At 61.3% G+C, this 23,904-nt stretch carries 15 protein-coding genes; 2 read left to right on the top strand and 13 right to left on the bottom strand.

The window, feature by feature from the left end; translation table 11 throughout:
- Positions 1 to 428 precede the first annotated feature (428 nt).
- From HY962_02040 to HY962_02020, 5 genes are all read right to left on the bottom strand, one after another.
- Positions 429 to 2,612, bottom strand: coding sequence for a T9SS type A sorting domain-containing protein (locus HY962_02040; GenBank protein MBI5645686.1), 2,184 nt, complete (start codon positions 2,610 to 2,612; stop codon positions 429 to 431).
- Between the two features lie 263 nt (positions 2,613 to 2,875).
- Positions 2,876 to 7,972, bottom strand: coding sequence for a sigma 54-interacting transcriptional regulator (locus HY962_02035; protein MBI5645685.1), 5,097 nt, complete (start codon positions 7,970 to 7,972; stop codon positions 2,876 to 2,878).
- On the bottom strand, positions 7,966 to 8,967 hold the full coding sequence (locus HY962_02030; GenBank protein ID MBI5645684.1) for an NAD(P)-dependent glycerol-3-phosphate dehydrogenase: 1,002 nt from the start codon (positions 8,965 to 8,967) through the stop codon (positions 7,966 to 7,968). Before HY962_02030 ends, HY962_02035 begins: the two co-directional genes overlap by 7 nt.
- 78 nt (positions 8,968 to 9,045) lie before the next feature.
- Positions 9,046 to 9,747, bottom strand: coding sequence for a glycerol-3-phosphate 1-O-acyltransferase PlsY (gene plsY / locus HY962_02025; protein ID MBI5645683.1), 702 nt, complete (start codon positions 9,745 to 9,747; stop codon positions 9,046 to 9,048).
- A gap of 340 nt (positions 9,748 to 10,087) precedes the next feature.
- Complete coding sequence (locus tag HY962_02020; protein ID MBI5645682.1) at positions 10,088 to 10,477, bottom strand: hypothetical protein; 390 nt, start codon at positions 10,475 to 10,477, stop codon at positions 10,088 to 10,090.
- 41 nt (positions 10,478 to 10,518) lie between these two features.
- On the opposite strand from HY962_02020, the gene HY962_02015 reads away from it, so the two are divergent.
- Positions 10,519 to 12,888: a hypothetical protein gene (locus tag HY962_02015; GenBank protein ID MBI5645681.1), complete on the top strand. Its 2,370-nt coding sequence runs from the start codon at positions 10,519 to 10,521 to the stop codon at positions 12,886 to 12,888.
- Between the two features lie 8 nt (positions 12,889 to 12,896).
- Here the strand turns inward: HY962_02015 and HY962_02010 are convergent, their stop codons facing one another.
- The 5 genes from HY962_02010 to HY962_01990 all read right to left on the bottom strand — a co-directional run bounded on the left by HY962_02010 (position 12,897) and on the right by HY962_01990 (position 18,143).
- Positions 12,897 to 13,907: a hypothetical protein gene (locus HY962_02010; GenBank protein MBI5645680.1), complete on the bottom strand. Its 1,011-nt coding sequence runs from the start codon at positions 13,905 to 13,907 to the stop codon at positions 12,897 to 12,899.
- Positions 13,908 to 14,043: 136 nt separating this feature from the next.
- Positions 14,044 to 14,889 (bottom strand): 4-(cytidine 5'-diphospho)-2-C-methyl-D-erythritol kinase, encoded by an 846-nt coding sequence (gene ispE / locus HY962_02005; GenBank protein ID MBI5645679.1) that lies wholly within the window; start codon positions 14,887 to 14,889, stop codon positions 14,044 to 14,046.
- Complete coding sequence (locus tag HY962_02000) at positions 14,886 to 15,881, bottom strand: Gfo/Idh/MocA family oxidoreductase (GenBank protein ID MBI5645678.1); 996 nt, start codon at positions 15,879 to 15,881, stop codon at positions 14,886 to 14,888. The genes ispE and HY962_02000 overlap by 4 nt, the downstream gene beginning before the upstream one ends.
- A 23-nt stretch (positions 15,882 to 15,904) precedes the next feature.
- The gene (gene lpxA, locus HY962_01995; GenBank protein ID MBI5645677.1) at positions 15,905 to 16,687 is read right to left on the bottom strand and encodes an acyl-ACP--UDP-N-acetylglucosamine O-acyltransferase; all 783 of its coding nucleotides are present in this window, start codon (positions 16,685 to 16,687) and stop codon (positions 15,905 to 15,907) included.
- Between the two features lie 61 nt (positions 16,688 to 16,748).
- Positions 16,749 to 18,143, bottom strand: a complete 1,395-nt coding sequence (locus HY962_01990; protein ID MBI5645676.1) for a bifunctional UDP-3-O-[3-hydroxymyristoyl] N-acetylglucosamine deacetylase/3-hydroxyacyl-ACP dehydratase — start codon at positions 18,141 to 18,143, stop codon at positions 16,749 to 16,751.
- A gap of 362 nt (positions 18,144 to 18,505) precedes the next feature.
- Between HY962_01990 and ppk1 the strand changes: the two genes are divergently transcribed.
- Positions 18,506 to 20,701, top strand: coding sequence for a polyphosphate kinase 1 (gene ppk1 / locus HY962_01985; protein MBI5645675.1), 2,196 nt, complete (start codon positions 18,506 to 18,508; stop codon positions 20,699 to 20,701).
- A gap of 6 nt (positions 20,702 to 20,707) precedes the next feature.
- Here ppk1 and HY962_01980 read toward each other — a convergent pair whose 3' ends face one another.
- From HY962_01980 to HY962_01970, 3 genes are all read right to left on the bottom strand, one after another.
- Entirely contained in the window at positions 20,708 to 21,661 is a 954-nt protein-coding gene (locus tag HY962_01980) for an ROK family protein (GenBank protein ID MBI5645674.1), read from the bottom strand.
- Positions 21,658 to 22,005, bottom strand: a complete 348-nt coding sequence (locus HY962_01975; GenBank protein ID MBI5645673.1) for a septum formation initiator family protein — start codon at positions 22,003 to 22,005, stop codon at positions 21,658 to 21,660. Before HY962_01975 ends, HY962_01980 begins: the two co-directional genes overlap by 4 nt.
- 62 nt (positions 22,006 to 22,067) lie before the next feature.
- On the bottom strand, positions 22,068 to 23,900 hold the full coding sequence (locus HY962_01970) for a bifunctional homocysteine S-methyltransferase/methylenetetrahydrofolate reductase (protein ID MBI5645672.1): 1,833 nt from the start codon (positions 23,898 to 23,900) through the stop codon (positions 22,068 to 22,070).
- Between the last annotated feature and the right edge of the window lie 4 nt (positions 23,901 to 23,904).

Raw genomic sequence — 23,904 nt, 5'->3', positions numbered from 1 at the left:
TTATGTATGCGGCGGGTAGTTGGTAGAGGGTAGTTGGTAGATGGTAGAGGGTAGATTGGTCTACACCGTCCGAGTAAGGAATAAGGAGGCAGGATACAGGAGGCAATCGAGTCAATTCCTTTCTCCTGACTCCTTTCTCCTGTATCCTAACGGGAGTGTGGGGAGGCAGGATACAGGAGGGAATCGAGTCAATTCCTTTCTCCTGACTCCGCACTCCTGTATCCTCACGGGAGTGTAAGGAGGCAGGATACAGGAGGCAATCGAGTCAAGTCCTTTCTCCTGACTCCTTTCTCCTGTATCCTCACGGGCGTGTGAGGAGGCAGACGTGTTCTACCAGGAAGGATACAGGATGTGAACACAAACGAAAAGGCAACTCTCGCGAGTTGCCTTTGTGCTGTTGTCTCTTCGATTGCGCTGTGCGGGAGAGGCTATTTGATCAGCGTCATCGCCTTCGAAAGCACCATGTCACCCGTGGTGAGGCGGTAGTAGTACACGCCGCTGTCGTAGGCCGAGGCATCAAAGTTCACCACGTGTGTGCCCGCGTCCGCCATGCCGTCGAACAAGGTGGCTATTTCCTGACCGATGGTGTTGTACACACGCAGATTCACCCGCATGTCGCGCGGCAGGGAGAAGCTGATCGAGGTGGACGGATTGAAGGGATTCGGGTGATTCTGATGCAACGTCACCTGTTCCGGATGTACAGGATCAGAAATTCCTGTCACACCGTCCGTGAACTGCACGTCCATCTTCCGCGTCGCGGTGAAGAGGTTATAGGTCGTGTAGTCGAGCGACACAAGCGGACTGGACTTCGATCCGAGCTGCGTGTTCACAGCCCATATCGTGTACATGCCGCGCTGCAGTCCGGGAATCGAGTACCAGCCGGCGGAGTCGGAAATGGCATACCCGAGAATGTCGCGCGAATCGTTGTCTTCGGCAAAGACGATAGTACCCGGCACGGCCGAGATCGAATTGTCCTGATGACGCACGGTGATGCGTCCGAATACAGTGCCGACACCGCCGAGCGATACGCGGGGCAGATCGAAGTTGATATTCTGCACGGTGCCGAGGGCCGACACGATATCGCTGTTCTCAGCCACGGTGGTCCCGCCGCGGGAGTTGAAGAACTGCGGAATGAGACCCTTCTCGAGGGGAACCGCGAGAATGCTGTATGTGGACGTGTAGCCCAGATTATCGAACGAGTAGTAGCCGTTCTCGTCGGTGACCGTCGAGCGGTACTGTCGGTAGGTGTGTCCGCCGCCTGCGCCACGCTTGAGATCAGGATCGATGAGCACCACAACGGCTTCCTTGTCGATACCGTTGGCTACACTCTTGACCGATCCCACAATCCGGTTCGGGGTGGAGATGTCGATGTAAATCAGACTGAAGCGCAGATCGGACAACCCGTCACGGACCTTGAAGGGGCGCGCAAGCAGCACGTTCGTTTCAGGTCCGGCGCCGCGGTCGGGTGACATGGCCATTGCATAGCTGGTCTTCTGTGCAAAAGCGTAGTACTCGCGTCCGACCGCAAGATATGCGGTGAATGCTCCAGACGCGTCGGTGACGACGGTGGTGTCGATCTTGAAATTGTCGAGGAAACTCGGATCACTGATGATCGTTGTGTCGCCGATATGGATGAAATTGCTCTTGCGGATAAATGAGACTCGCGCATCGGCGAGGGGTTGCCCGACCATATTCCGCACGTTTCCCCGTACCGCGGTCGGATTGTCGACGCTGGTCAGGAGCTGGAACGCGAAGCGGAGCGTGTCGCCCATACGCAAGGTGCGCGGTGAAACCTCACTCATGTTGCGGCCGAGTGTGTACCACTGCGGCTGATAACGTGGTGTGGCCGGACGCGCGAAGGCGTACAACTCGCCTACCTGAACATTCGGGAGAACGAAGGTGCCGAGTGAGTCCGTCGTGGCCTCGTAGGCCATGTCGTTCTGTACCTGGAAGACGCGGACCTGCGTGTTCCGCAATGGTGTATTATCCACTGCACGCACCGTGCCCGTGACCACACCCGCCTGACTGGCGACCGTGATCGTGAATTCCTGAACGGCAATCGCGCGCGTTTTCTTGTGGGTCGCAATGAGTGTGATCGGATACTGTCCGGCCTTGATAGGGAGCCAGTACAGACTCGTAACAAGTCCGCCGCCGACGGAGTTGAACACCATGCCGTCGGGATGCGGCCCGCCGAATGTGTACTCAACGTCCTCCTGCTTCTCAGCATCGACGGTGATCGGAATGTACCAGTAGTCCTGTCCGACAAAACCGGTCACTTCGGGCTTGGAGGTGAACTTCATACCTCCCGATGGAGGAGTGACCTTGACAGGAATCACCTTCCAGCCGGTGTTGCCCTGCCGGTCCGTCGCTTCAAGCCAATAAATATAGGTTGAACCGGGAATCAGATTCGAGCGGTGATCGGTGTACTGCCGCGCGGCGGGGGAATAGATTTCCGCGATGGGTTTCAGATCGGCCGGGCTCAGACCACGGAATACCGTGAAATGGGAGATTGCAACACCCTGAGGCAATGACCATGTGAGAACCACATCGCCGTACATACTCACTTCATACGACAGATCGTCGATGATAACCTGCTGGGAGCTGGCTCTCATCACGAACAACGCCGTGAAGATAAAAAGTATGTTCGCTGCGCGTCTCAAAGTATAGGAGTTCTGGATCGGATTAATGGAGAAAAACTACGGAATTCGGATGGTTTGCGCAAGGAAAAATTGCGTGTGCGAACCCGTGTACTTCAATAATATCCATGCAGAAATGGTGCCAGGGAAAATAGCCGATTTCAGCCTGAAAAACAAGATATCTGCAGAAGCGGCGGACTACTGACGCCAATATTTCCTTCCCCGTCAAAATGCCGACGCTACATGATGCCCAATTTCTTCATTTTTTCTATCAGTGTCGTGCGCTTGAGACCGAGTATTTTGGCAGCTTCAGTCCTATTGCCTTTTACATGCTGGAGCACATTCAATATGTGTTCGCGTTCCGCCTGCTGTAGTGTCACGAGTTTCGGGGCGGATTTGAACGTGACCTGATAGTCGCCGCCAGCGGAGGGAGCGGTGTCGACCTGATACTGCTGGTAATCGGCGGGGAGGTTCCGTGTTGACAGCACGGCTTCCGCGGCCTGTGTCATCATGCGATTGATGAGGTTCTCCAGTTCGCGGACGTTGCCTTTCCACGGACAGCGCTGCAGAGTTTCGATCAGCTCGGAGCTTGCCCCGGTCACCGGCGTGGGATGTTTCTCCGCATACTTCGCGATGAAGTGTTGCACCAGGAGCGGCACGTCGCCCACGCGGTCGCGCAGCGAGGGAACCGTGATGGGGATGACGTTCAGGCGATAGAACAGATCCTGCCGGAACCGTCCCTCCTCGATTTCCGCGTCGAGATGTTTGTTGGTCGCGCAGATGATGCGGACGTTGACGCGTCGCACGGCAGTGTCGCCGACCCGGCGGAACTCGCCGTCCTGCAGCACGCGCAGGAGTTTGGCCTGAAAGGCGAGCGACGTGTTCGAGATTTCATCCAGGAACAGAGTGCCTTCGTGCGCCTCTTCGAACAGGCCGGGTTTGTCGGTGTATGCGCCGGTGAATGCGCCGCGTTTGTAGCCGAACAATTCGCTTTCGAGCAATGTGTCGGGCAGCGCGCCGCAGTCGACGGCGACAAAACGACGGTCCTTGCGCGCGCCATTGAAATGGATCGCCTTCGCCACCAGCTCCTTTCCAGTGCCGCTCTCCCCGGAGATCAACACCGCGCCGTCGGTCGAGATGGCGCCCTGTGTTTCGGAGAAGAGCCGCTGCATGATGTCGCTGTCGCCGATGATGTTCTCGAATCCGAACTGCCGCGTCATGGCCTTGCGGAGATACAGGTTCTCCTCGCGCAGCGAGGCGTGCAGACGCGCGTTTTCGATGGCGATGGTGGCGAGGTTCGCAAAGGCCTCGAGAAATTCGGCGTCGATGTCGGAGAACGAAATCGCGCGCAGCGCATCACTGCGGCTGTCGACATACACTGTGCCGATGAGTCGCGATTTCGAGCGCATGGGGACACACACGAGCGAATGAATGTTGAAATTCCGCACGGACTCGCGGTTGCGGAATTCCTCGCTCTGCGCGGTGTCGGCCACGATGATGGGTTTGCCGCCCGCAACGACGTCGCGAAGAATGCTGAGACTGATGGCAGTCGCGTCCTCGATGGTTTCCTTCTCGACATTGCGCGACACTTTCAGCACCAGTTGGTCGTCCTCGATGAAAAAGATCAGGCCGCGTTCGCCGTTCATCGCCTCGAGGGCGCTGTCCATGATGTTCTCGAGCAGGGGCGGAAGGTCCAGCACGGAATTGATCTTGCGCGCGACTTCGTACAGCGTGCGGAGATTCTGTTCGCGGACGGCGGAGATCGCGTCCTTCGAATCTCCTCGATGGGCGAGCGTATACTCGCGCACGATCTCGGCATTGACCCTGACGCGCTCGAGGAAACTGCGGTACAGGTGCACATCGTCGATCATTTCCGCGACGCGCATCAGCTCGGCGTACGCGCGATCGACGAAGGCAACGGCATCGGCGCTGCGCTGCGCGCGCAATACCAGCGCGTGGTTGAGCAGCACATCGGCCGCTCCACCATAGAGCGGGCCGCCCTCGTCCAGCAGCGCCACAGCGGCCGACGATAACGCCTCGCCCTCCGCATGGCGCCCGCTCAGCATGAGGCAGCGCCCCGCGTAGGAGCGCGCGAGGATGCGATGCGAGCGGAAATCCTGCGCGTCGGCGAGATCGCCGAGAGCGCGGAAGGCCTCGAGGGCGCGATCGGCGTCGTGGAGCGGGCCGCGCGCGATGTGCAGCATGCCGGTCCGGTACAGCAGCATCGCCTCGACGTTCACGTCGTGCAACTCCGTCAGCGCCGCGCGCGCCGCGCGCAGAAGTTTGGCGGCCGCGTCCGTGTCGCGGTTCTCGATCATGCCGCCGGCGATGTCGATGTCGCAGGCGATCGAGCCGACCTCGTTGCCGCTTTCCGTCGCGAGCCGTTTCGCGTCGGTGTACGCGGCGATGGACTTGTCGTACTCGCCGAGACTCAGATACAATTCCCCGATGTTCTCGAGGCAGAGTTCCTCGAGATACTTGTCCCGAATTTCCCTGCTGATGCGCAGCTCTTCGTTCAGATGCAGCAGCGCCTCGGAATATCTGCACAGGGCAAGTTCACACTGCGCGAGCGAACCGAGCGAGGTCGCCAGGAAGCGGCGATCGCCGATCTCCCGCGCTATGGCATTTGCACGCACCTGATGCTCGTGCGCCTCCTCGTACAGGCCCAGCGAGTACAACTGCGCACCCGTGTTGCCCTCGGCGCGGATCAGCCCGCGCTTGTCTCCCGCGCCGTCGAAGAGAGTCCGCGCGCGTGCGAAATGCTCCAACGCCTTCGGTGGATCGTCGAGGATGGAGTAATACACAAGTCCGATATCCACGAGCACCTGGCCCGCGTCGGACGCGCTGCCATCACTTTCGTACACGGCCAGCGCGCGTGAATAATGATCCACCACCGCCTGGCCGGGACGCGTCCTGTACTCGATGAAGCCCAGCTTCCTGTGGCAATACGCCTCGTTGTGGCGGTCGCCCGCCTGTGTGGCATAGGCGAGCGCCTTCTCGGCGCTCTTCCGCGCGCGATCGAATTCCGCCACTGAAATGTAGTACTCGGTCTGATGCCGGTACACTTCGGCGAGACGGTCGGGATTGCCCGACTGCGCGCCGAGTACGAGCATCTCCTCGAGGTATTCCTCTTCCGCATCACGCCTGCCCAGCACGTTCACGATGTCGATGAGCGACGACATAGCCGAGAAGCGCGCCTCCGCTTGGGACGGCGCCTTGAGCAGAGTCAGCGCCGCGACAAACAGCTCCTCGGCCTTGCGGATATCGAAGCGCCGTGCCCGTATACGCGCCGCCTCAAGCAAATCGTCGAGTGCGTTTTCCGGCGTGCTCGAGGCATAGGCGTGAACGGCCCGCACGTATGGGTCGGGCGTGCGGGACGCGTCATGCCAGGCATACAAGCGGTCGTGCAACTGCCGTGCTTCCGCAGCCGGTGGCTTCGCGGCGTGTGTCACGGCGGTGTTGGCCGCCCATACGGCAATAGCGTCGTGTGCGACGAGTCCTGCCGCATGCAAAAGACCGAGGTCGGACGTGATGGCCGCGGCGGGACGCGCGCACACGTCCATCAGGCAGGTCATCGGAACAGGCGCGGGGGAGAGCGCCACCGCGGCCAGGACGGTGCGTGTGTCCGCTTCAAGACGGGCGATGATGCGGCGGAGCTGATCCTCGACGGATGCCGGAAAAATGCCGGCCAGGTTGTCGCGCTCGTGCACCAGCCAGCCGTGCGGCGTGGCCTCGAGTACACCTTCGGAAAGACAGAACGAGAGCAGTTCCTCCACGCGGCCGGGGAGTCCCGCTGATTGCCGCAGAAGAATGCTCAGGAAAGAAGGCGAGACGGCTTTGCCGAGCAGTCCGCGGATCGAGGCGCTGAGCGCATCGGGACTGAGCGGCGGTATGGGGATGCGTGTTGTGCCGGGAATCTCCGCGAGCTGATTGAACTCGTTCGCGGCATTGACTGCGTCGGCCGTGATCACGACAAAACACCCGGCCTGTTCACGGGCGTGAAGATAGGAGACGAACGAGAGAAGGAATTCGCGTGTCAGTTCGTCCGCTGCGTCAAAATCTTCGAACAGCAGCGCGCGGGATGCGTTTCCGCCCACGAGCAGGATCGAGGCCGCGAGAAACACACGCAGCTTCAGCGCATCCGGCGTCAGACTCTCCAGTGATGCCTGGGCGACACCGGGCAGCGCGTCAGGAAAGGCCGCGGCGATGACCCCGGCTTCGGGAAGCAGCGTGTCGTCGTACGTCCCGTGCGCCTGTGCGCGGAGTCCACGCAGGATGGGCGCGAAGGGCTCGTCGCCTGTGCGCGGACCGAGAGCGAGAACGGGAATCCCGTCGAGCACAAGCGAGGTTCGCAGGTCCTTGAGGAGCGTCGTTTTGCCGGCACCTGCGCCTCCCTCCACGAGCGCAATCCGCGCGCGTGTTTCGGACAGCGCGCGCAGCTCGTGGAGTTTGGAAAGCTCCTGTTCGCGGGGCACTTTCGGGAGCCGCAACGCGGTGGCCGCATCGGGTCGCGCCGCCGACTCGAGGCCGAGATACGCGGCCGCCTCGGCGGCAAGCCGTGCCGCGCCGCGAAATCGGAGTGCCGGGTCTTTTTCCAGGAGCGTGAGTATCCACGATTGGATGGTGGCATCGAACCCGTCGGCGGAAGGCGGCGCGGGGGTTTCGCGCACGTGCCGCGCGAGCACGTCGGCCAGATCCGCGCCTGTGAACGGCGGATCGTCCACGACACATTCGTACAGGGTGCAGCCGAGTGCGTAGAGGTCAGAACCGACGCCGGGTTCGTCGCCGCGAATGAGTTCCGGTGCCAGATATTCCGCCGTTCCGGCGAGACCGTTCCTGCCGTCGCGCGCGTGTCTGCTGAGTCCGAAATCCATCACGGTCGCTTCGATCGATCCGTCATCACCGCGGCGTATCAGGATATTCGCCGGCTTCAGATCTCCATGAATGACCCCCTGCACGTGGATATGCACGAGGGCTTCCGCCACACGAAGTATGGCACGCGCGAAGGCGCGGTTGTCGAAAGTGCCGTCTTCGTGAAGAAAGAGCGCGCGTGTCATCGCCGCGCCCTCGCTCCAGCTCATGACGAGAAAAGGATGATCCGATCCGGTTTTCCCGCATGCGAGCATACGCGCGAGAGAGGGATGATCGAGGGCGCTGAGCACCTGGTATTCATGGCGCAGATCGCCGTCGTCGGACGAGGGATCGCGCAGAATTTTTACGGCCACGATCTCGCCGCTTTCCTCGCTGCGTGCGCGGAACACGTCGCCCGCGCCGCCGCTGCCGGCATGGTCGAGAATCGTGTATCCTGGTACCACGGGGAAGTCCGCTTCTACCATACTTCGTCTCTCGCGGAGCGGGTCATGAGATCGCGGACGGCGACTTCAGGAGGTTTTTCGTCGAACAGGATGTGATACATCTGATGTGTGATCGGCATCTCGGCGCCGGTGCGCAATGCGAGCGCGTGCGCTGAACGTGTGGTGTCCACCCCCTCGGCGACCATACGCATGGATGCGAGGATCTGCGCGAGCGTGCGCCCGCGTCCGATTTCCTCGCCGACGTGGCGGTTGCGGCTGTGGCGGCTCATGGTCGTCACGATAAGGTCGCCCAATCCCGAGAGGCCCGCGAAGGTATGCGGTTCGGCGCCCAGAGCGATGCCGAGCCGGCGCATTTCGGCGATGCCGCGTGTGATCAGCGCCGCCTTGGTGTTGTCGCCGAAGCCCGCACCGTCACAAATTCCCGCCCCAATTGCGATGACATTTTTTAACGAGCCGCCGAGTTCCACGCCGATCACATCGCTGCTGCCATAGACGCGGAAGGCCGGTTGCATGAAGGCCTTCTGCACGGCCTGCACAGTGTCGGCAGATACGGAGGCGGCAACCACCGATGTGGCCTTTCCAATCGCGACTTCCTCCGCGTGACTGGGTCCTGACAGAACGGAGTAGCGGTCGGGCGAGGACGCGGGCAGGCAGTCCGCCACAAGTTCCGACATGCGCAGCAGCGTGGTGGTCTCGATGCCCTTTGCAACATTCACCAGAATCGGATCACCGCTGATAGACGCGGCGGCCTGTTGAAGCACTCCGCGGAGGAACTGCGACGGTGTGGCCAGCAGGAGCAGATCCTTGCCGGACGCGGCGCGTGATATGTCGTCCGTCACCTCGAGCGCTGCCGGCAGTTCCAGCTCGGGCATGTACGAGAGGTTGCGGCGTGTCGCGCGCATGGTCTCGACATCGGCTGGCACAAAACTCCACAGCGTGACAGTATGACCGTTCTCATGGAGGAGGACGGCGAGTGTGGTTCCCCAACTACCCGCACCAATGACACCAATGTTCATGAGATTGCCATGAAGGCCCAGGAGCGCACAACAACACCGATCATCGCATGCGCGGCGCCCGCCCGCATGCCGGTTGTATCAGAAAATCATCGTCCGCATCGATCCGCCAACTTTCCTCCCGAGGATCTTCAGCTTATGGAATCGATGCTCGGAGCCGGCGAGGAGTCGCTGGATATTCGACCGGTGCGCGTAGATCAACAGGACGGACAGAGCGATGCTGAAAATGATCAGCGTGTGGTAACTCGGGATGCTGTCCTTGAAGATGTTGAAGCGCACAAACAATGTCGTCGGGAACGCTGTCGCGGCGCTGATGGAGCCAAGCGACACATACCCTGTCGAGAAAAGGACGATCAGGAAGACGATCAGCGCGATCGATATGTCGATCGGCGCGATGCCGACCAGCATGCCCGCGGCCGTGTTTATTCCCTTGCCACCGCGGAAACTCAGAAACACGGAGAAAATGTGACCCAACACGGCTGCCAAACCGGCGATGATCTGCACCACAACATAATCGTCAAAAGGTGTTTTGTTGTTGAAAGGGAAATCGCCGTAATGCAGGTTCGCAATCACCAGCACGGCGGTCAATCCTTTCAGTATATCGACAACCTGTACGACAAGCCCCCATTTCCATCCAAGCACGCGCATCGCGTTGGTGCTCCCGATATTCCCGCTTCCCGCTTTGCGAATATCGATGCCCTTTACCCATCGGGAGATAATCAATCCGGTTGGAATTGATCCGACGAGATAACTGAGGATGATGATAAGACTGAGGAGATACATGGGCAGTCCGTTTTTCGACTCAATTCCTGCAACACAGTAATATATCCGATGCGGCAGGGAAAGTCAACGATTCATCCGGGGAAGTGTCAAAATAATGTCACCCGGCTTTCGAACATAAATATATGTGATTTCGCGGATTTGTGAGACCCATTTCCCGGGAACCTTGAAGAATTTTCACGCCTCGTTTCGTGCAGGCAATATTTTGACACTTGCAGCGGTACAAACGCCCGGTATCCCATGTTCACAAGTGTTTCAGTCTCCGCGTTCAGGCCTTCGACGGCAGTGCATGAAAACCGGAGCACATTCGAAGGAGTACCGGGTATTGCGGTCTTCCGTGAGATCAGGGCTTGGACAACATGCCCGCGCAGTAATGAAGGATACGAGCAAGATCGGCGAGCGGATCCGGCGACATTGTTGAGGTGTCGTCGCCCTCCCTTTTTGCGCGAAGACGCGCTGCGGCTGCGGCCACATCGGAGGGCGCGTGCTGGTCCGTGGCCAGACGCTCCAACAGTCCTATTGCGCTCGAACCATGTTCCTCCGATGCAGCGTCATCGTGTACCGCGCGCAGGGCAATCCCCGCCGCTCTGCGACAGATGGCGCGCAATCTCCCCGGATGCACGGACACCGGAGCGCTCGCGCCCGCGCGGGACAGCTCCTGGCGTATATCCTCGGCCAGTGCCGGTGGGAAGTCGCTTGGGATGAGTGACGGGGAATCGTGATGTATGGCCATGTGTGGTCGTAGTCCTGACGAGTATGTGTGCCAATGGAAACATGCATCGTTCCGATCTCGTTCACAAGGGATGGACGCGGATCAGCGTATGTGTATTTTCCCGCATGTTCCGTCTGATCTATTCGGTCCGCTCCGCAGTGCTCGGCACCATGTATCTCGCCTTCGGGATCGTGTGCACGCAGCTCCCATTATTTCGGACCTTCGGGTATGAATTCGCCGTCCTGGCCGGACTCTGTGTCGGCCTCACAGCAGGCCCTTTCGCCATCGCGTCGTTCCGCTTACAGCCCTCACCCGTAGGCGGTCAAGATACGACCGCTTCACCCTTCCGCGCACACATGGCCGGAATCGTTCGTGTCGCCGCGTCGGTGTGGATACTGCTTCTTCTTCCGATGAGTATTCTGATCGCGAACGCGTGGTTTGTGCCCAACTGCACACCGCTCGAAGGGGCCGCATTCTTCGTGTTGATTCCGGGCCTCACCGCGCTGTTCGGTACCGCGCTCGCGGCGCTCTGCACGCGGCTGTTCCGCTCCTGGCGCGCGTACGCCGCATACACGGCAGTGATCGCGGCGCTGCTTCTGCATCCGGTGGCGCAGATTTATTCGCAACCGCAACTGTACGCATATAATCATCTGTTCGGCCTGTTTGTGGGCTTCTCGTGGGACGAAGCGCGTCCGCCTCTCGGCACGCTGCTGCTGTACCGTGTTCTCACCTGCGCGTACTGCGTGGCTCTCATACAGGTGTCTTTTGTCTTGACGGAACGCGGCAGAGAATATCTGCGCGGCACATTTCGCGCGGGATTTTTCCTCGCCTTCGTTGTATCGGCAGGAGTCATCGGAGCGGGTTTTGCGGCCAGCGATCACCTCGGATTTTCGAACAGCGCCGCATACGCTCGCGCGCAACTCGGCGCGGTGTTTCAGACCAGGCACTGTACCATCGTGTACGACTCCACACGTGTGCCGCGCGAGGAGATCGCGCGGATTGCGGACGAACACGAATTCCAGCTCCAGCGGGTCGTCTCCACGCTCAGTGTCAAACGTGCCGTGCACATCACGACGTACCTGTATCCGGACGCGGCCTCGAAGCGCCGGCTCATAGGGACGGAATCGTCACAGATCGCGCGACCCTGGACGCGCGAGCTTCATCTTTCGCTCGCGGGATGGAGCGATGCACTGACACACGAACTCGTGCACGCGGTCGCCGCATCCTTCGGTCCGAAACCATTCGGGGCGCCGGTGTTCCGTTGTCTCGGACTGACGGAGGGACTCGCAGTGGCCGTGGAATGGGCGCGTGAGGGCCGGACGCCGCATGAACAGGCGGCAGGTATGCTTGCACAGGATCTGCTGCCGTCGGCCCGCGCGTGTATGACTACGCAGGGATTTCTGTCCGGCGCCTCGTCCGCCGGATACATCGCCAGCGGCTCTTTTACTCACTGGCTGCTCGAAACGCGGGGTTTCGACGTCGTGAAGCGCGCGTACAGTGACGACAACGTCGAGGCAGCGGTCGGGCGTTCATTCGAACAATTGGACGAAGAATGGCGCGCGTATCTTCGAAAGGTGCCGCGCGTTCTTCCCGACAGCGAGGCGATCCGGTATGCCTTCCTTCGCCCTCCGCTTGCGCGCAAGATATGTCCGCGTGCCGTCACCGAGGCCAATCGTCGCGCACGCGAGGCCTTCCGTGCGGGCGACTTCGTCGCCGCGGACTCGCTGTATCGCGCTTCCGAGGCGCTCGCGCCGAGTGCAACAGCGGTGTTCGGGCGTACGCTGTCGCTCCTGAATCTCGAGCGGCACGAGGAGGTGCTGGAATGGACGGGAACATTGCTCGCGGATCCCTCCCGGGCCCACACAATATTTCCCGTGCGCATCTGGCGCGCGTTTGCCGCCTGGTACACCGGCGACAGTGCCCGCGCGGATGAAGAAGTGACGCGGGTCGTGCGCGCATCACTCGGCGGATGGGCCGCGGAGGACGCACGGCGTTTCCGCGCTGCGCTTCGTCGGTCCGTCTCTCGTGAGGCGATTATCAACACGCTTGCGCGCGCACGCCGGCCGCAGCGGAACGAGACGTATGCGCGACGCAGCGACAGCCTCGATCTCACACGCGCGCTTTCCGTCGATCCGGGGAACAATCTCGCGCGGCTGCTCTATGCTGAACGCTGTGCAGACCGTCACGGGGAAACAGCCGCGCGCTCTCTGCTCGAGGATGCGCAACCGGGTGAATTCCAGATCGACTGCCTGCGACTCGCGGCGATGTTATATCACGAGGCAGGGGAGTACGAACGCGAAGCAGTTCTGCTGCAGACGCTCAGCGAGGCCGATGTGTCGCTTGCGGACCGTGAACTCAACGGTGTGGTTATAGCACGCTATTTCTGGAAGCTGGCGGAACAACGAGCACGGCATCCCCGGCCGCGGAAATAGTCTGTCGATCAGCGCAGGAACGTGGATATCGAGAGCGAATCCCGGTAGACGCTGAGGCGTGACACGGCCGCGATCGATTTTCCATTCGCCGAGAATGCACCCATGATGTGCTGGGGATAGCGGGTCAACGGCGAACCCTCCTTGGTTGCCAGCCAGGAATCGCCTGTCCGTGTCTCGAAAAGAATGAATTGGGAACTGTTCGAAACCGAGAGATTGATCACCGTGCCTTTGACGATCAGGCGCGTCGCAACACGTGTGATGTCGAACGCGACGATGCCGCTGTCGTCCAAAGCATAGAGCTGCCGGCGCGACGGCTCGTCCGACACGTGCAGACGCGTGTGATGGACGTCCTCGTCCTTGCGCGGGCGGAGTTGAAACTGCGCGATGAGATCACCGTCGGTACCGAACACGGGCACCGCCCCGTCCGACATGTGTATCGCGTATGTCGTGGGGGAGATCCAGACAATATCGAGCAGACGGGTGCCCAGCGCGGTGTCGAGCAGGACGGTCGAGCGTGTGGGATTCCATGGTTCGTTACCGAAGGTGTTCTGTCCGATAACGATGCGGCTCCCGGTGCTGTACCCCCACAGGTAGCTTGTGCCGGTGGTATCGAAGGCCAGGTGTGTGGGCGCCGTGCCCGTCGCCGTGTGTATGAAGCTGCCAAGGAATGAGCCGTCGAAGCGGAAGAAGCGCACCGGCCCGTTTGCCGTTGCGAGCATGTTTGTGCGCGGAACGAGCCAGAACCTGTCCTCATGCGAGAACCCGTCGAGACGGACGGGGTTTTCGGCGCCCGTCGCCACGGTGTGCACCACGAGGTTCGGCGCGCCCGCGGGTCCGCCGTTCACCCCATCCAGCAGTGAGTAGTCCGCGTAGCCGGCAACAATGACCGATCCGTCCGATGTCCAGGCGGGATTATTATAGTGCCGCACGTGAGGGTTGTCGTCATCGGGCGTGCAACCGCCTATGAGGGCGGCACAGGCGAGGGCGAGGAGTGCGGCGCGTGCAAGGGACGGGGTCATGGAATGCTCGTGAATGATCGGGGAACGTTGTGTCAACGACTTCCGGCGGCGGCGAATCCTGACATGGCCGCTCGTGGAGAAATGAAAGTACGTTCGGCCGCCGCCACGCACAAGCCGAAAGGGCGCCGCTTCGCGGTCAGAACGTGTGTCCCGGCGGAGTCAGGGACACCGGGTGGCGTTTTGCGAAGAAGTCCGCCGCCTCGCGCGCATAGGCCTCGTCGGCAAAAAGGCCGAACACCGCGGCGCCGCTCCCACTCATCAGCGCAAAATCGGCTCCGGTGCGCACCAGTATCTCCTTCGTCCGCATCACCTCCTCGTATGCGGCGAACACGACGGGTTCGAAGTCGTTTCGCAGCGTGTTCACCAGCGCGCGGGCGTTGTGGATATTATCGGACAAGAGAGTCCGAATATTCCGCACCGGCAGCGAGGGGTCGACGGTGAACGCGCCATAGGCCCACGCGGTGGAGACGTGGACGGGGGGGACCGTGACAAGAATCCAGTACGGGACCTCGAGCATGAAGTACGAGAGGCGCTCGCCGCGGCCCGTGGCATGTGCGCTGCCGGGGTGCAGGAAGTACGGGATGTCCGATCCGAGTCCGGCGGCGATACGGAAAAGATCGTCCTCCGCGATGTCGATCGAGAGCAGGGAGGGAAGCGCGCGCAGCACCGCCGCGGCATTGGAACTGCCCCCGCCCAGCCCCGCGCCCGCGGGGATGGTCTTTTCGAGATCTATCACCACGCCCGCGTCGTTTCCCGTCGCGTCGAGCAGGGCGCGCGCCGCGCGGACGCAGAGGTTGCGCTCGTCGGTCGGAATCGCGGGATCGGAACAGAGGCAGCGTATGCCGCGTTCCACGCGGCGCAGCGTCACGCGGTCGGCCATGCCGATGCGATGAAACACCGTGTCGATGTCGTGATATCCATCCTCCCGTTTCCGGAGGATGTGCAGGCCGAGATTGATTTTGGCGTGACTCGAGACGGTCACGGCCGCGCGTCGCCTATCATCGCCACGATGCGTTCCGCAACCTCGAGCGCCTGCTGGCCTGCGAGTCCGTCGACCACGGGCGGGGCGCCGCCAAGGGCGGCATCCACAAACAACTGCAATTCGTAGGCGAGGGGATTGTGGTTGGCCGGAGCGGGCGGCTGCTCGAAGATGATCGTGCGTTTTACCGATCCCTGTTCGATCTGGCCCAGCATCGGCGTAGGAACGACACCCGCGGCGTCGGCATCGACGAGGCGGAACACACCGGACGTGCCCTGCAGGAAATCGATCGAGATGTACGCGTCGCGCTGGAAGAGGCGCATCTTGCGCATGCGGCTCTGCGAGATGCGGCTCGCCGTGATGTTCGCCACACAGCCGTTTGCGAATTTGAGCCGCGCGTTGGCGATGTCGGCCGAGCCCGACACGACGGCGACGCCGCTGGCGTCGATGTCGGTCACCTCGCTTTTCACGAGCGAGAGGATGATGTCGATGTCGTGTATCATCAGATCAAGCACCACCGCGACGTCGGTGCCGCGCGGATTAAATTGTGCCAGACGATGCGACTCGACAAAGAGCGGCGCGAGGGCGTGGTTGTCGAGCGCCACGATGGCGGGATTGAAGCGCTCGATGTGGCCGACCTGGATCAGGCGCCCGTGTTGCGCGGCCAGGGAATTCAAGGCACGCGCCTCCTCCACCGTCTTTGTCACGGGCTTCTCGATGAAGACGTGCAGTCCGCGCTCGATCGCGCGCGAGGCGATCTCGAAATGCGTGGTGGTGGGAGTGGCGATGGAGACGGCGTCGACCGCGTCGAAGAGGGCGTCGATCGAATCGACCGCGGGCGCGCCGAGTTGCGTGGAGACGGTCTCGCGCTTGGCCGCGTCGGTGTCGAAGAGGGCCGAGAGGACGGCGTTGCGGGACTGTGAGAGCATTTTCGCGTGCAGCGAGCCGAGGTGGCCCAGGCCGATCACGCCGATGCGGAGAGGTGCGTTGGTCATGGAAATCCGGATGGGGCGCCGGCTCAGCCGCCGGCGCGGATGATGCCGCGCGAACTGGCGGCGATAAATTCGAGGAGCGAGCGGACCTCGGCAATCATCGGCACATTGCGACCGATGTATTCCACGGCCTGCGACACGTTCATTCCCTGGTTGTACAGAGCGCGGTAGGCCGCGTCGAGCGCGTCGATGGTCTCGCGCGAGAAACCGCGGCGGCGCAGCCCGATCGAGTTCAGGCCTTCGAAACGCGCGGGCAGTCTGCCGGCGAGGCAGTACGGCGGCACGTCCTTCACAACCTTCGAGACGCCACCCACCATGGCATGCGCGCCGATGTGCGCGAATTGGTGGACTCCGGTCAATCCTCCGACAATGACCCAGTCGCCGAGCACCGTGTGTCCGCCGAGCATAGCGCCGTTGGCCAGGATCACGTGATCGCCGACGGTGCAGTCGTGCGCCACGTGCGCGTACGCCATGAGGAAACAGTTTTTACCGACCGACGATCTGCGCGTGTTGATGGTGCCGCGGTTCAGCGTGCAGTACTCGCGGATCTCGGTGTTGTCGCCCACAAACATTTCGGTCGGTTCGCCGCGGTATTTGAGATCCTGCGGCGGCGTCGCGATCACCGCGCCCTGATGGATCTTCACGTTGGCGCCGATGCGCGCGCCGTTATCGACGAAGACATGTGCGCCGAGCGTGGTGCCCGCGCCGATGCGGACGTCGGCTTCGATGATGGTGAAAGGGCCGACGATCACGTCGTCGGCGAGTTGTGCGGAGGAATTGACGATGGCAGTCGGATGAATCTGTGGCATGTGTCTTCAGGCGGGTGTTTGCGGATGGGAGTGGTGCGCAGGGGCGATTTCCGCCGCTGTCTCAGCGGTCGACGACGGCGGCCATCATCTCGGCCTCGGCCACGAGCTGGCCGTCGACGAAGGCACGGCCGCGCATGTGCAGAATGTTGCGGCGGCGCTGAACCTGCTCGACCTCGAGGACGATCTGGTCGCCGGGAAGCACGGGCCGGCGGAATTTCGCCTTGTCGATGGTGGAGAAGAACGCAAGTTTCGTTTTGATATCCTCGATGCTGTTCAGCAGCAGGATGCCGCCGCACTGCGCCATGGCTTCGATGATAAGCACGCCGGGCATGACCGGGCGTCCGGGGAAATGTCCCTGAAAGAAGGGTTCGTTCATCGACACGTTCTTGATGCCCACGATCTTCTTCTCGATCTCGAGACTGATGACCCTGTCGACGAGCAGGAACGGATATCTGTGCGGCAGTATCTCCATGATGGCCTGGATATCGTAGACGATGCCCTCCTTTTTGGCCACCTGGTACTTTTTCACGAGACGTTTCTCGAGGTAGAGCTTGCGGATCATGCGCGCGAATTCGACGTTGCTCGCGTGACCGGGCCGCGCCGCGAGGATCTGCGCCTTCAACGGCACACCCACGAGGGACAGGTCGCCGATGAGATCCAGCAGTTTGTGCCGCGCGGGTTCGTTGCGATAGCGCAGCGTGATGTCGTTCAGGAATCCGTGGTCGTTCAGGTGAATGGTCTCGTCGATCGACAATTTTTTCTGCAGGAGTTTCAACTGCTGCGCGTCGAGTTCGCGGTCCACGATCACCACGGCGCTGTCGAGCGTGCCGCCCTTGATCAGACCCGCGTCGTGCAGCATTTCGACCTCGGTCAGGAAGCAGAAGGTGCGTGACGACGCGAACTGCGACACAAATTCCTGTTCGAGATTGAAGAGCCCCGTGTGCTGGCTGCCGAGTGCCGGATTCTTGTAATCGACCATCACCGTGACGCGGAAGTCGTCGAGCGGAAGCGCGACGATGTCGATTTCCTTCTCGGCGTTCGAGTACTGAATGGTCTTGTCGATGATCAGATAATCTTTCGGGGCGGACTGGTCGACGACACCCGCGCGGAGCAGCGCCTCGACAAAGGGATGCGCGCTGCCGTCGCCGAGCGGCGGCTCGATGCCGTCGAGTTCAATGACGAGATTGTCGATCTGCAGTCCCGCGACGGCGGCGAGCACATGCTCGACGGTGTACACCTTGATGTCGCCATGTCCGAGCGTCGTGCCACGCGACACGTCGACGACGTAATCGACGAGGGCGGGGATCTCAGGATTTCCTCCGAGATCCGTGCGGATGAAACGGATGCCGTAATTCTCCGGCGCGGGCCGGAATGTCAGCGTGGTCATCGCGCCGGTGTGGAGTCCGGTGCCCGAAAACGACGCGCTTTCTTTGATTGTCCGCTGTTGTACGAGCATGTATCTCCGTTTTTGCTTCAGTTTTGACGTATCATGTAAAAATAGCGGAAATGTGGAGGAATACAAAGCCGAGTAGATGGTAGATGGTAGAGGGTAGATCGATCTGGTCCGACCGGGTGAGGAGACAGGAGTAAGGAGACAGGAGCTGATTCGATCCGTGTCTCCTGTCTCCTGTATCCTGTCTCCTTACGCCGCCCAATACCAATTCATTTCCTACCAACTACCATCTACCAACTACCAACTACCATCTACCCATCTACCAGTCCCTCACACTCCGCTCACAAAATCTGCGTATCTTTCAGGACACAGTATTTCGCGGTGGACCGATGCCTGATTCAGTAAACACGACAAACATCCATCACATGTACGCCAAGCAGCAGGATGCGGCGTACGATGCGGTGCTGCCCGGCGAGGCGGATCACGAAGGGATCCGCGTCGTGGCGGAGCAGGGGATACAGGCGGTGAACCTGTACGATTCCTCGTTGTACTTTAATCGCGAATTGAGTTGGATCGATTTTAACACGCGCGTGCTGAACGAGGCGCTCGATCCCGACGTGCCGCTGCTGGAACGCCTGAAGTTCCTGGCGATCACCTCGTCGAACCTCGACGAATTTTTTATGATCCGTGTGGCGGGATTGCAGGATCAGCTTGCGCTCGGCGTGCCCGACGTGCCGCCCGACGGCATGACTCCCGAGGAAACGCTCGACGAGATCCACTCCCGGGTTACACGCATGATGAAGGCGATGTCGGACTGTTTCCTCCGCGACATCGTGCCCGGCCTCGAAGCCGAGAACGTGTTCATCCATTCCCGCGAACAGCTCGACGAGCATGCGCGCCACTGGTGCGAGCAGTATTTCTACGATGATGTGTTCCCCGTTCTCACGCCGCTGGCCATCGATCCCGGACATCCCTTCCCGCATCTGTTGAACAGATCCCTGAACCTCCTGATGACGATCGGCGATCCCGTGACGGGCGACGAGCGCATCGCCGTGGTGCAGGTGCCGCCCATCATCTCGCGGCTCGTGTCGATTCCGACCTACAAAAAGGGCGAACATTTCGTGCTTCTGGGCGAAATCATCGCGGCCAACGCCGACGCCCTGTTCCCGGGCCTGCAGGTGAAGCAGTGGCATCGTTTCCGTGTCACGCGCAACGCCGATCTCGAGATCGCGGACGACGAGGCGTCGGACCTCCTCAAGACCATCGAGGAGCAGGTGCGGCGCCGACGCTGGGGCGCCGTTGTGCGTCTCGAAGTCGATCATCGCATGCCCAAGAAGCAGCGCAAGCTGCTGATGCGCGCGATGCACGTGGCGGAACGCGACGTGTACACGATCGAGGGGCCGATGAACCTCGCGGATTTTATGGACCTGATCAAGCTGCCAAAGCGGCACCTGAAGGACCGCACGCACGCGCCCCGTCCCGTGCCGCAGCTTCGCAACGATCCGAACATCTTCGACGCGATCAAGGCGCGCGACATCTTCCTGCACCACCCCTACGATTCATTCACACCGGTGGTGGAATTTATCGAGGAGGCCGCCGACGACCCCCGCGTGCTCGCGATCAAACAGACGCTCTACCGCGCGGGAGGCGGAGAATCGGCCATCGTGAAGGCGCTTGCGCGCGCGGCCGAAAACGGCAAGCAGGTGACGGCCTTTGTGGAATTAAAGGCGCGTTTCGACGAGGAGAACAACATCATCTGGGCGCGCGCGCTCGAACACGCGGGCGTGCATGTGGTGTATGGAATCATGGGCCTCAAGACACACTGCAAGGTCGCCATCGTCGTGCGCAAGGAGAAAAAGGGCCTGCGCACCTACGCACATTTCAGCACAGGCAATTACAACGAAAGCACAGCAAAACTGTATACCGATTTCGGCCTGCTCACCTGCAGGGAGGACATCGGCTACGAGGCCTCGGGCCTTTTCAATTATCTCACGGGATATTCCCACCAGTCCGAATGGAACAAGATCGTCGTCGCGCCGATCTCGATGCGCCAGAAGCTGCTGGGCCTCATACAGCGTGAAGCCGAGAAACAGCGCGAGGGGGGGCGGGGCCGCATCATCGCCAAACTCAACGCCCTGGTCGACTCGCAGATTATCCGCGCGCTGTACCGCGCCTCGCAGGCGGGCGTGTCGATCGATCTCGCGGTGCGCGGCATATGCTGCCTGCGTCCCGGACTTCCCGGCGTGTCGGAAAACATCCGCGTGCGCAGCATTATCGGACGTTTCCTCGAGCACAGCCGCGTGTTTGTGTTCGGCGAGGACAATGAGTGCGAGGTGTACATCTCGAGCGCCGACTGGATGCCGCGCAACCTGAACCGCCGCGTCGAGGTCATGACACGGGTCGAGGACGAAGACGTCGTCCGCCGCATTCTGGAATCGATTCTTCCACCGTACCTCGATCCGCGCACCGAGGCGTACGAATTGCTCGAGGACGGGAGTTACGTCCTGTCGGTGCCGCGCGAAGGCGCACCGCTCAACGTCATGGAGCATTTCATCAAGATCACAGACGCCGCGTACCGCGCCGCGAAGAGCAACGGCCGCGACGACGACACCGACGAGTAGGGGACGTTACCCCGCGGTTAGGACCAGGGACGCGGCTCCCAGCACACCCGCGTCGTTTCCAAGAGCCGCGGGCAGGATGCGGAGATCGTCGCGATGCACACGCAGGACACGTGTGCGGGCGCCCGACATGATTCCGTCGAAGAGCGGCGCGCCGGCCGCCGACACGCCGCCGCCGATGATGAAGGTCGTGACATCGAGCAGATTCGCCGCGGAGGCAATGGCGACGCCGAGCTTGTCGCCCGTATCGTACAGCACCCGCTGGGCGCATGAATCTCCCGACTGCGCCGCTTCGGCGATGAGTTTTGGTGTCACATCCTCGGGGTGCTGCATCGCCACGGCATAGAGCGCGGATTCGGGATGCGCCGCGATGTCGGCGCGCGCGCGCGCGACGATGTACGAATTGCCGACATACGCCTCCACGCAGCCGTAATTGCCGCAGCCGCACATCGGCCCGTTGTAATCGATGGTCATGTGACCGAATTCGCCGCCGTACCCGCGCGCGCCGTGATGGATGCGGCCGTCGAGAATGATGCCGGATCCGACACCGGTACCCAGGGTCAGCGCGATAAAATCCCGTATCCCGCTTCCCGCGCCGAAGGTGGCTTCACCAAGCGCGGCGCAGTTCGCATCGTTGTCAAGCGACACGGGCAACGCCCAAGCGTCTGCGATGAGCGCGCCGAGGGGCACCTCTTCCCAGCCGCGCAAATTCGGCGGATGCAGAACGAGTCCGCGCGCGACGTCGACGGAGCCGGGCACGCCTATGCCGATGCCCCGCGATTCCGCCCCGCCGGGCAATGCCAACAGCGCCGCAACAACCTTGTGTATCTGGCCCACAACACGATCGAGACCTTCGTCCGCACATGTCGGCTGCGCGGTCTGCGAAAGAATCTTTCGCGATGCTGCATCGACAAGAGCACCCTTGATACTCGTGCCGCCGATGTCGATACCAATGACGGTCATTCGACGGACTGCGGCTCCGCGGGACGGACGCGATACACTAATTCTCCGGGACGGATCATCCCGTACGTTTCGCGCGCGACACGTTCGATCGTCTTGCGGTCGTGCAACAGCAGCGTCTTGCGCTTCTCGAGCGTCGCGAGGTCCTGCTGCAACTCCGCGATGCGTGTTTCCTTCTCGCGCAATTCGCTCTCGAGCATCACACGCCGCAGCAATCCCTTGTTGCTGAACATCACGAGCAGCACGGCGACACTCGCGATACCGACGAGTATCGTGAGCTTCCGGTTTTTAAGAAGCTTGATAAACGCGGTGGGTTCGCTATGCTCACGATATCCGAACGACGCCATGAACCCAACATACACATTTTCAAGGCAATTGTAAAGGGTGTATCAGGTGATGGTTGAAATGATCAGGACAGGATGTCCACCACCGCGTCCACTCTCCCGAAGGGGGCGGAAATCTGCACTCCCGCGATGGCGGGGCGCATGAGTGCAAGCGTTTCGCGCGCGATGGCGATACCTTCGGCGCGTCCCGCCTCCTTTGAATCCTGATGTGCCCGCATACGGGCCATGATGGAATCAGGCACGCTGCATCCGGGCACTTCATTATTCATGAACTCGGCGTTTCGCAGCGACGCGAGGGGCCAGACTCCGGCGATCAAGGGAAGGTGGAGATGTTCGACGCGACGCGCAAAGGAAAAAAACACGTCGAGGTCGAAAACGGGTTGTGTCACGATAAACTCTGCGCCGGCATCCACCTTCCAATCAAGGCGGCGCAGTTCCTGGTCGAGGTTCGTCGCTCCCGGATTTACGCCGACACCGATGTGCAGGGAGGTGGGTGCGCCGATGGGATTGCCTGCGATGTCGAGTCCGTGATTCAGCCGCGCAAGGATGTTGACCAGGCCGATCGAATCGACATCAAACACGGCGGTGGCGTCGGGATAATTACCGAGCTTGGGCGGATCCCCCGTCACCGCGAGAATGTTGCGGAGTCCGAGTGCGTGTGCGCCGAGGAGGTCGGACTGAATGCCGATCACATTCCTGTCGCGACAGGCATAGTGCAGGACGGTTTCTATGCCGACCTCGCGCTGTATTTGCACGGCGAGCGAAAGCGCCGACATACGCGCGCTGGCCCGCGGTCCGTCGGGGATATTGATCACATCGACACCGTAGAAATACATCTTGCGCGCGCTCTCGATTTCCTTCTCGGCGGACACGCCGCGCGGCGCGAGCAATTCGACGAAGGTGACAAAATGTTTGTCGTTGAGGCGACGCGCCAGGCGCGACTTCTCCTCGAGGGGCGTGACTTCGACGTCCCTGGGTTTTTCGAAGCCGCGAAGTTCGGTGCGCGTCGTGCGGGCCATGGGCGAGTACACCGCGACGGCGTCGCGCATGCGCCGGATGTGCTCGGGACGCGTCCCGCAGCAGCCGCCGATCACATTGGCGCCAGCCTGTATGTAGCGCTTCGCGAATTCGCCGAGGTACTCGGGCGACGTGAGATACATGTTGCGTCCGTCGATGTTGCGCGGTTTCCCCGCGTTGGGCATGACGGAGATGGGGAGTTCGGTGAGCCCGCGCACGCGCTCGAGCCACGAGAGCATGACGTTCGGTCCGACGGTGCAATTCACGCCAATCACATCGGCGCCGACGGCTTCGAGTTCTCCGACCATCACCTCGGCCTCGGCGCCTGTCAGCGCGTTCGCGTCGTCGTTGATCGTCATCTGCGCGATGATGGGGAGGTCGCAGAGTTCGCGCACGGCACGCACGGCCTGCTGCAATTCCTCGTGCACGATAAACGTCTCGAGGATAAAGAGATCAACGCCGCCTTCGAGGAGAGGGCGGACCTGTTCCTTGAACATCTCTCGCGCCTCTTCGCGCGATAGCGGTCCGAGAGGTTCGATTTGCAGACCGAGAGGTCCTATCGAACCGGCTGCATATCCTTCGTCACCCGCGGCTTCGCGGGCGAGGCGCGCGCCTGCAAGGTTGATGTCGTACAGACGGTCGAGCAGCCCGTGGGCCTCGAGTTTGTGGCGCGAGGCACCGTAGGTGTTGGACTCGATCACGTCGGCGCCGGCGTCGCGGTATTCGGCATGTACCTGCGCCACGAGGCCCGGATTCGTGAGGTTCAGTTCCTCGAAACACTTGTTGATGAACACGCCGCGGTTGTACAGCTCGGTGCCCATGCCGCCGTCGAATAACACGACGCGTGATTCGAGGGCGCTCAGGAAGGGTTTTCGTGGCATGCCG

It is taken from the genome of Ignavibacteriota bacterium (assembly GCA_016218045.1).
GTDB lineage: Bacteria > Bacteroidota > Ignavibacteria > SZUA-365 > SZUA-365 > JACRFB01.
This window is presented reverse-complemented; position numbering and strand designations above follow the sequence as displayed.